The organism is Streptomyces sp. DI166 (genome assembly GCF_900091315.1).
Classification (GTDB): domain Bacteria; phylum Actinomycetota; class Actinomycetes; order Streptomycetales; family Streptomycetaceae; genus Streptomyces; species Streptomyces fuscus.
In genome coordinates, this window is sequence record NZ_FLSP01000049.1 from 53,083 (window position 1) to 61,576 (window position 8,494).

General features: G+C 72.3%; 10 protein-coding genes and 2 pseudogenes. 4 read left to right on the forward strand and 8 right to left on the reverse strand.

All coding sequences use genetic code 11. The annotated features are described in order from the left end of the window. Positions 1-7 precede the first annotated feature (7 nt). A pseudogene (locus GA0115233_RS23280) lies at positions 8-968 on the forward strand (D-2-hydroxyacid dehydrogenase family protein). Positions 969-1,060: 92 nt separating this feature from the next. Next, positions 1,061-1,351 carry a chaplin gene (locus GA0115233_RS23285; RefSeq protein ID WP_093722214.1) on the forward strand — a complete coding sequence of 97 codons (291 nt, stop codon included), beginning with the start codon at positions 1,061-1,063 and terminating at the stop codon, positions 1,349-1,351. 137 nt (positions 1,352-1,488) lie between these two features. On the opposite strand, the gene GA0115233_RS23290 is transcribed toward GA0115233_RS23285, so the two are convergent. From GA0115233_RS23290 to GA0115233_RS23325, 8 genes are all read right to left on the reverse strand, one after another. Then, positions 1,489-2,355: a tyrosinase family protein gene (locus tag GA0115233_RS23290; RefSeq protein WP_093722215.1), complete on the reverse strand. Its 867-nt coding sequence runs from the start codon at positions 2,353-2,355 to the stop codon at positions 1,489-1,491. Beyond that, positions 2,339-2,809, reverse strand: coding sequence for a tyrosinase family oxidase copper chaperone (locus GA0115233_RS23295; protein ID WP_093722216.1), 471 nt, complete (start codon positions 2,807-2,809; stop codon positions 2,339-2,341). The genes GA0115233_RS23290 and GA0115233_RS23295 overlap by 17 nt, the downstream gene beginning before the upstream one ends. A gap of 159 nt (positions 2,810-2,968) precedes the next feature. After that, on the reverse strand, positions 2,969-3,481 hold the full coding sequence (locus tag GA0115233_RS23300) for a hypothetical protein (protein ID WP_093722217.1): 513 nt from the start codon (positions 3,479-3,481) through the stop codon (positions 2,969-2,971). Between the two features lie 131 nt (positions 3,482-3,612). After that, complete coding sequence (locus GA0115233_RS23305) at positions 3,613-4,221, reverse strand: vitamin K epoxide reductase family protein (protein WP_093722218.1); 609 nt, start codon at positions 4,219-4,221, stop codon at positions 3,613-3,615. Beyond that, positions 4,221-4,718 (reverse strand): DUF5949 family protein, encoded by a 498-nt coding sequence (locus GA0115233_RS23310; protein ID WP_093722219.1) that lies wholly within the window; start codon positions 4,716-4,718, stop codon positions 4,221-4,223. Before GA0115233_RS23310 ends, GA0115233_RS23305 begins: the two co-directional genes overlap by 1 nt. Before the next feature lie 185 nt (positions 4,719-4,903). Next, positions 4,904-5,197, reverse strand: a complete 294-nt coding sequence (locus tag GA0115233_RS23315) for a hypothetical protein (RefSeq protein ID WP_093722220.1) — start codon at positions 5,195-5,197, stop codon at positions 4,904-4,906. 134 nt (positions 5,198-5,331) lie between these two features. Next, positions 5,332-6,036 carry a hypothetical protein gene (locus tag GA0115233_RS23320; RefSeq protein WP_093722221.1) on the reverse strand — a complete coding sequence of 235 codons (705 nt, stop codon included), beginning with the start codon at positions 6,034-6,036 and terminating at the stop codon, positions 5,332-5,334. Between the two features lie 248 nt (positions 6,037-6,284). Then, positions 6,285-6,524, reverse strand: coding sequence for a chaplin (locus tag GA0115233_RS23325; protein WP_093722222.1), 240 nt, complete (start codon positions 6,522-6,524; stop codon positions 6,285-6,287). 408 nt (positions 6,525-6,932) lie between these two features. Between GA0115233_RS23325 and GA0115233_RS23330 the strand changes: the two genes are divergently transcribed. Both GA0115233_RS23330 and GA0115233_RS23335 read left to right on the forward strand, forming a co-directional pair. Beyond that, positions 6,933-8,093 carry a glycosyltransferase family 4 protein gene (locus GA0115233_RS23330; protein ID WP_093722223.1) on the forward strand — a complete coding sequence of 387 codons (1,161 nt, stop codon included), beginning with the start codon at positions 6,933-6,935 and terminating at the stop codon, positions 8,091-8,093. Beyond that, a pseudogene (locus GA0115233_RS23335) lies at positions 8,090-8,494 on the forward strand (transferase); the annotation flags it as partial. The gene GA0115233_RS23330 and the pseudogene GA0115233_RS23335, both read left to right, overlap by 4 nt.

Consider the following 8,494-nt stretch of genomic DNA (forward strand, 5'->3'; position numbering starts at 1 on the left):
ATCCCCCGTGCCCCTCCGCTGCGCCGTCCTCGACGACTTTCAGCAGGTCGCGACCACGCTCGCCGACTGGTCGCCGATCGCCGAGGACGTCGAAGTGGTGTCCTTCGCAGCGCACTTCGACAGTGAGGACGCCCTGGTCGCCGCGCTCGCCGGGTTCGACATCGTCGTGACCCTGCGCGAGCGCGTGCCCTTTCCCGCCGCTGTCTTCGCCCGGCTCCCCCCGGCTGCGGCTGCTCATCGCCTCCGGTATGCGCAACAGCGTCATCGACTACGCCGCCGCCGAGGCCCACGGGGTCACCGTCTGCGGTACCGCCAGCTCCTCCACCCCGCCCGTCGAACTGACCTGGGCGCTGTTGCTGGGACTGGCCCGGGGGATTGTGCGGGAGAGCGACTCCCTGCGTTCCGGCGGGCCCTGGCAGTCCACAGTCGGGGCCGATCTGCACGGGCGCCGGCTGGGGCTGCTCGGGCTCGGGAAGATCGGCAGCCGGGTCGCCCAGGTCGGGCTCGCCTTCGGGATGCGGGTCAGTGCCTGGAGTCAGAACCTCAGCGAGGAACGGGCGGCCGAGGTGGGGGTGGAGCGGGCCGGTTCGAAGGAGGACCTGCTCGCGGGCAGTGACTTTGTCTCCATTCACCTCGCGCTCAGTGACCGGACCCGCGGGCTGATCGGGGCCCGGGAGTTCGGGCTGCTCAAGCCGACCGCCTACCTCGTCAACACCTCCCGCTCCGCCATCGTCGACCAGGACGCCCTCCTCGACGCCCTGCGCGCGGGCCGGATCGCCGGTGCCGGAGTCGACGTCTTCGACATCGAGCCGCTGCCCGCCGATCACCCGATGCGGACCGCTCCCCGGCTCCTGGCCACTCCCCACCTCGGGTACGTCTCCCAGGACAACTACCGCACCTACTACGGCCAGGCCGTCGAGAACATCCGTGCCTACCTCGCGGGCTCACCCGTACGGCAACTGCCGTAACACCCGTTACCCTCCGCGATCAGCGGCGTTGAACGGGAAGTGCGGCGGCGCCAACTGCCGCCGCCGAGCTCACCGAGTCAAAGGAGAACGTGATGTCTCGCATCGCGAAGGCAGCCGCTGTCGCCGTCGGTACCGGTGCCATGGTGGTCGGCGGGGCCGGTATGGCCCTGGCGGACGCGGGCGCAGACGGCAAGGCCGCCCACTCGCCCGGCGTCGCCTCGGGCAACCTCATCCAGGTCCCGGTCAACGTTCCCGTCAACCTGTGCGGGAACACCGTCGACGTGATCGCCCTGCTGAACCCGGCCTTCGGCAACACCTGCGTCAACAACGGCGACCACGACCGCGGACACGGCGGTCACGGCAACGGCGGCTACGGCGACTGAGACCGTTCCCCGTCTCCACGACGCCCTTCCGTCCCGTCCGCGCCTTCCCCAACCGGACGTGACGCACGAGAGCCCCGGCACCCTGAGCGCCGGGGCTCTCCCCATGCGAACCATGGGAAACATGTGAAGTCCGAGAACTACGCGTAGCGGTAGATCCGGCTCACGTCCTCCAGCTGATCCGGTGTCACGTCCCACGGCGGCAGCTTCTGGTGCCGCGCCACGATCCGGCCCCGCTGCTCGTCACCGATCCCCGGCGGTTTCGCCGGGAGGTAGCGGTGGTTCCGGTGCCGCTTCTGCCACCGCGTCCAGCACAGGTCGACGAAGGCGTGGTGCAGCCAGAACACCGGGTCGTTGACGGACGCGCCGCCCACCATGTCCCCGCCCACCCAGCGGTGCACCCGGTTGTGGTTGCGCCAGGCCACCGGACCGCGCCCGGCGCCCCAGCCCTCCAGCTTGTTGCGGAAGCCCTTGCGGGACGTGGAGTCCCACGGCGAGCTGTCGTAGACCGGGTCCGACATCGCCCACTCCAGGTCGCTCCTGGTCGGCAGCTCGATCGGGTCGCGCCGCCGGCCGAGGTCCCGACGGAGGAAGAGGGCGTCCGTCATGCTCTCCCGGATCGTCCAGTTGCCCGAGGAGTAGGCGAACGGCCCGGTCATCACCTGCCGGTCCGTGATACGCCCGTTGCCGCCCAGCAGATCCTCCGTCCACGGCGCCGCCCCGGCCTTGCGGTCCTTCGTCCAGTCCCAGTACGGCAGCGTCACCGAGGAGTCCACCCGGCGCAGCGCCCGCTCCAGCTCCAGCAGGAACTGCCGGTGCCAGGGCAGGAAGGAGGGCGTCATGTGGGCCGTACGCAGTCCGCCCTCGCCGTCGGAGACGTAGTGGTCGATGTGCGTGCGTACGAACTCGTCGTACTCGCCGCTCCGTTTGATCTCCAGGAACGCGTTCACCAGCCGCCGCCGCTCGGTGCGGGTCAGCTTGGTGACGTCCTTACGCGTGTACGCCATGGTGGTCCCCCGTGTCCGTTCCGCTGTCCCGCAGCCGCTGTCCCGGCCCCAGTTCGTCCACCGCGGCCCGGGCGGCGTCCAGCGGGGTGGCGTAGGAGCGGTAGTGGTCGACCATGCTGAGCCAGGTGCCGTCGGCCCGGCGCATCAGATGCAGACGTACGCCGTCGACGGTGACGTGCCACTGCGCGGCGCCGACCGGGGCGCCCGTGTGGTGGATGCCGCGGATGTGCCGGCCGCGATAGGTCTCGTCGAAGGCCAGTTCGCCGGGTGCGTCCCCGCCCCGGACTTCGGACGAGGGGCGGGAGGCGGCCACCACGGGGGCCAGCGCCACCGCCCCGGCCGCGGCGAGCAGCCCGCGCAGCAGGTCCCGCCGTCCACCGCGCGCCGCCACGGGTCTCGCCCCCCGCGCGCCCGGCTCCGCCCCCACGGCCACGCCACCGACGCCTACGACCATCGTGTGCTCCTCATCAGGTTGGTTTGTCGTAGCGGTAACCCCCGGGCCCGGCTTCGGGTCACCGCCCGTGCCCCGGACAGCCGAAGGGCCCGGCCGGCGTCGAACGCCCCGGGCCCACGGCCGTTGACCACGAATGACCTGTAGATGACAACGAACGACCTACAGACCCGGCCCCGCCGCCACGTCCGCGCCGGTCACCGTCTGCAGGACCGGGGCCAGCAGCCCCACCTGCGGCAGCTTGGGGTCGGGCAGGCCGAAGTTGTCCGGGTTCGGCGGGGTGAGCGGGGCGTCCAGGGTCAGGCCGGGCGCCAGGGTGCGCAGGTCGGAGGCGGGGGCGTCCACGCCGACGTGGTCGAAGTCGTCGCCGAGGAGGTGCGGCAGCGGGCTGCGCACGTCGAGGCCGGGCAGCCCGCCGGTGACCGGGAGCTGCGGCAGGACCCGCTCGGGGATGAGCCGGCCCTCGACGTACCGCGGGCCCTCGGGGGCGCCCGGCATGGGCACCGGCAGCTCGCCGGCGATCCTCGGCAGCTCCATGTTGAGGGACTTCTCCACGCCGTCCAGCGGCACCGGGACGGGAACCGTGCCGACCGCGGCGGCGGGTGCGGCGCCGGCGACCGCGGCGGCCACGCCGGTGACTACGGCGACAAGGGTTCCTCGGGTGGTCGACTTCATTTCGGCTACGGTCCCTTCCAGGGGTTCGTTCGGTGGATCGGCATCCGCTCCGCACAACGACTCCGGGATCACGACCAGCGCACAAATTCCCCCGAGTGCCGCAGTAGTACGACCTACATCCGGTCAGCTCGTCAGCTCGTCCAGAAGTCCCACCAACGGGTCAGGATCAGCATTCCGACGATGCCGAGGTGCAGTACCGGCAGCACCCAGGTGAACTCGGCGAACAAGGTCACCGCCCAGCCCGGCGCGGGCACCAGCTGCCGGGTGACGAGCAGGGAGGTGACGTACCAGAAGAGGATGACGGTGGCGATCCACGCCAGACAGCACCACAGGCACAGGGCGCTGATCCGGTACAGCGACTCGAACTGCAGCCAGGACACGAACCCGACGCCGAACAGGCAGCCCGCCCAGAAGCAGAGCCAGTACCAGCGTGGGAAGGCCGCCCCGGCCAGCAGGCCGACTCCTACGCAGATGACGATGCCGTAGGCGACCAGGCCCAGCATCGGGTTGGGGAACCCGAAGGCCTCGGCCTGATCGCTCTCCATCACGCTGCCGCAGGACACCACCGGGTTCAGGCTGCATCCCGGGGTGAAGTCCGGGTCCTCCAGCAGCTTGAACTTGTCGAGGGTGATGACCCAGGAGGCCAGCAGCCCGGCGGCGCCGGTGAGCACCAGCAGCAGGGCGAAGCCCCACCCGGCGCCCACGGACCGCCGTTCGGGCCGTCCCGCGGCCGTGGTCATCAGCCGCGCAGGCTGCGGGCCGGCAGTACGACGTGGGCGGCGGCGTCCAGGGTCTCGGTGGCCCCGGCGAAGTCGGCCAGCGCCTGCGGGTCGACCGGCTTGCCGGGCTCGGCCTCGGGCCAGGGGCGGGTGGTGAACACGAAGTAGGCGAAGCCGCGTTCACCGACGGCGGCCAGCCACTCCGGGGGCGGGGCGCACTGGGCGTTGAAGCCGGTCATGCTGACGACGGCGTGGCCGGACTCGACGAGCAGGCTGACCGGGAGGCTGGGCTTGGTCGCCCCGTCGACGAGTTCACCGCCGACCGGCAGTCCGTTGTTCTCCAGGAGCGCTTCGACCGCCCGGGTCGAGCCCTCGGGGCCCGCGGTGCCGTCGCCGAGGGTGTAGGCGAGCAGGTACGGCATGTCACCGTCGGGCGCCTCGCCGCTCCAGGCCATCACGACGAGCGTGCCGAGTTCGGCGGCGCTGAAGGCGCGGTTTTCGCTTGAGGTTGAGGTCACCGCGCGACCTTATCGACGCCCCGGACGGCCCCCGGGGCCCCGCTCACCCGACCGGGCGACGCCCCGGGCCCTGTCCACACGAAAGGGTTACGGCGCCCTCGAACAGCCCGGCCGACATCACCCCGTCGAAACACCTGGGGCCGGTTCCGTACGGCACAGAACCGGCCCTCGAAGCACAGGAGTTGTCAGCTCGGGAGCGGCAGCCCGCCGAGCAGTCCGCCGCCCTGGTTCAGCGCGGTCGTGACGCCGTTGACGGTGTTGAGCACGGAGTCCTTGTTCTCGGTGTCGAGCGCCTGCGACTGGTGCTGGAGCGGCAGCGCGTCGTCCGCCGTGAAGTTGCCGCTGGCGAGCGTGTTCACGGCGCCGTTGAGGCTGGTCGGCGTGAGGTCGGCGGGGCTGTGCGCGGCGAACGCGGGGGCGGCTGCTCCGGCGACGACCAGGGAACCGGCGACGACAGCTGCGGCCTTAAGGGACTTCATCGTGTTCCTTTCCTAGGCAACTGCCGTGCCTAACGACCTTGTTCGGAAGCGGAAACCCCGGACCTGCTTCCTCATATGAAATAGCCGTTGTGCCGACCGGGCGGGTCGGCACAACGGCTGTGCGGGGACGGTGCCTACGGCAGCAGGCCGCCGCCGACCGGCAGTTCGGGCGTGCTCGGCAGTTCCGGTGCGCCCGGCAGGTTCGGCAGGCTCGGCAGCTGGGGCAGGCCGGGCAGGGTCGGGGCGGGCAGCCCGGCGCCGAGCAGGGTCGCGGCGACCACGTTGACCAGGCTGGTCAGCACGGCGGAGACGGCGCCGGTGACCTTGACCAGGTCACCCTTGACCGCAGCCGCCAGCAGGGCATCGACCTCCTTCTGGAGGCCGGCCAGGGCGTCGGCGACGAGGTCGGCGGGGAGCTGCGCGGACTTGTTGTCGCCATTGGCGACGGGCAGCGTCGCAGTCGTGGGGAGCTGCGGAGTCGTGGGGAGCTCCGGAGTCGACACCGGAGGTGTGACCGGCGCCGCCGCCGTCGCCTTGGCGATGGCGTCCTTCACCGCCTGGCCGAGCTTCTCGGCCTCCGCCGCGGACAGTTGGCCGTTGTCGGCCTTGAGTACGGCGTTCAGCAGGTCGGTGACCGGGGTGAGCACACCGCCGAGGTCGCCCAGGGACTTGGTCTGGGCGAGCAGCGCGTCCGCGCCGGGGACGGGCGCAGCGGACACCGCGTGGGTGCGCTCACGGGCGGAGTCGTCGACGGCCGAGGCGGCCGGCCCGGCGATTCCGAGCAGAAGGGTGGCGCTGAGTGCGGAAACCGCTATACGCCGTGCGGGCAGGGCACGCATGGGGTGTTCCTTTCGGTGGTGCGTGGGACTTGCCTCCACCGTGCGAACGTTCCTCACGCACTGCAACCGTTCGAGTGCACACCGTTACCGGAAGCCTGCGGTGCGGGCTGCATCGTGCCTGGTGAGAGGCGCAGCAAGGCCTTACGACCGACACGCCCCCGCAGTCCCCCGTTCGGGGGTACACGCACCGGCCGCCCCTCCGTGGCGGTTCCACGGAAGAGCGGCCGGTAGCGGGTCTCGCGCTGACGTCAGTCGTTGACGCAGGTGTTGCCGAACGCCGGGTTCAGCAGCCCGATGACGTTGACCGTGTTGCCGCAGACGTTGACCGGAACGTGGACCGGGACCTGGACGACGTTGCCCGACAGGACGCCCGGGGAGTGGGCGGCGCCGCCGCCCGCGCCGGCGTCGGCGGCAGCGATACCGGCGCCGCCCGCGACAGCCGCAGCGGCAGCGGACGTAAGAACCAGGCCCTTCGCGATACGCGACATGGAGAGGTGCTCCTTGGGATTGACACAAACACCCGGGCGGGGATGCCCGGCGCTGTGTCAACGCGCGACGCGCACGGGGGTTGTGCCGCCAAAGGAGTGATCTGCCGACGGGCCCGCACTCACCGATCCGACACACTTGCCCGGTTTCGGCGGATTCATACGGATGCCGACTAGAGTTGCGGACCTCCCGACGCACGCCTATTGCCCGTAAATCACACCTTCACCCAGCACCGAGTCCCGCATGGGCGGCTCCCGGGGAGCACACGCCCGCGCACACCGAGGCCCGCGCCGCCGACCGAGAAGTGTTCGAACAGGACAAGGCGCCGCGAACCGGTGGTGACCAGTTGTCCTTCCGGCTCGTTTCCCAGCGGGACGCAGAGCGACACCCGTGAGCGAGGAAACCGCGCAATGCACCTGTCAGCCAACGACCCCCCGCCTCGGGTCCTGCATCTGACCCAGCCCGTCGACGGCGGCGTGGCCCGGGTCGTGACCGATCTGGCGCGGGCCCAGCTCGCGGCCGGACTGCACGTCACCGTGGCCTGCCCGGACAGTGCCCTGAGCACCGCGCTGGGGGCGCTCGGCGCCGACGTACGCGCCTGGCCCGCGACCCGTGCGCCGGGCCCGACACTCGTTCGGGAGGTACGGCTGCTCACCCGGCTGGTGGAGGACGTACGGCCCGATCTGGTGCACGCGCACAGCGCCAAGGCCGGTCTGGCCGGGCGGCTGGCGCTGCGCGGGCGGATCCCGACCGTGTTCCAGCCGCACGCCTGGTCGTTCGAGGCGGTCGACGGGGCCACGGCCGCCTTCGCACTCAACTGGGAGCGGCGGGCCGCGCGTTGGGCCTCGCGGGTGGTGTGCGTCAGCGAGGCGGAGCGGGTGACCGGGGTACGCGCCGGGATCCGAGGCCGGTACACGGTGATCCCCAACGGCGTCGACCCCGAGCGCTTCCACCCCGCCCCCGTCGGCACCGTGCGCGCCGGTTTGCTGCCGGAGGTCGAGCCCGGGGCCCCGCTGGTGGTGTGCGTGGGACGGCTGTGCCGCCAGAAGGGCCAGGACGTCCTGCTGCGGGCCTGGGCCGCGGTGGCGGAACAGGTGCCCGGCGCCCGGCTGGTGCTGGTCGGTGACGGTCCCGACGGTGGCGCGCTGCGCGCCAGGGCGCCGCGCTCGGTGCTGTTCGCGGGCGCCGTCACCGACGCCGCCCCCTGGTACCAGGCCGCCGACCTGGTCGTACTGCCCTCGCGCTGGGAGGGCATGGCGCTCGCCCCGCTGGAGGCGATGGCGTGCGGGCGTCCGGTGGTGGTGACCGAGGTGGACGGCGCCCGCGAGAGCCTGCCGCCCTCCCTCGCCCCGCACTGCCTGGTGCCGCCGCGCGACCCGGCCCGGCTCGCCGCCGCCATGACCGAGCTGCTGCGCGATCCGCTGCTGCGGGAGTCCCTCGGCCACCAGGGCCGTCGGCACGTCCTGTCCACGCACGACGTGCGGCACACCGCCGGGGCCGTCACCGAGGTCTACCGCGACCTGCTGGCGCGCCCCGTGCCCACCGAGTACAGGGAGTCCATCCACTCGTGACCGCCGACAGCACCGTCCCCATGCCCGTCGGGCAGCCACGGGATCACGGTTTCCCGCCCGTCTCCGTCATGCCGCCGCGCGGTGCCGCGCCCGGCTTCCGCTACCCGGTCCGCAGAAGACCGCGCCCGCGGCCCGTCTCCCCCGTGCCGCTGCTCACCGCCGACACGGCCGCCGCCCTGCTCGCCGCCCCGGTGGCCACCGGGGCCCGCCCGCTGCTGATCGCCGGGCTGGTCACGGCCTCGCTGCTGCTGCGCCCGCGGCCGCCCCGGCCCACCACCGGTGTGCTGGACGAACTGCCCGCCGTCTGTGGCCGGGTGGCGGTGGCCTGGCTGGTGCTGGCGGCCGCCGTCGCCGCCCACGCCCCGCACCGCGCGCTCTCCTGGCGCGCCCTGCTGCTCGGC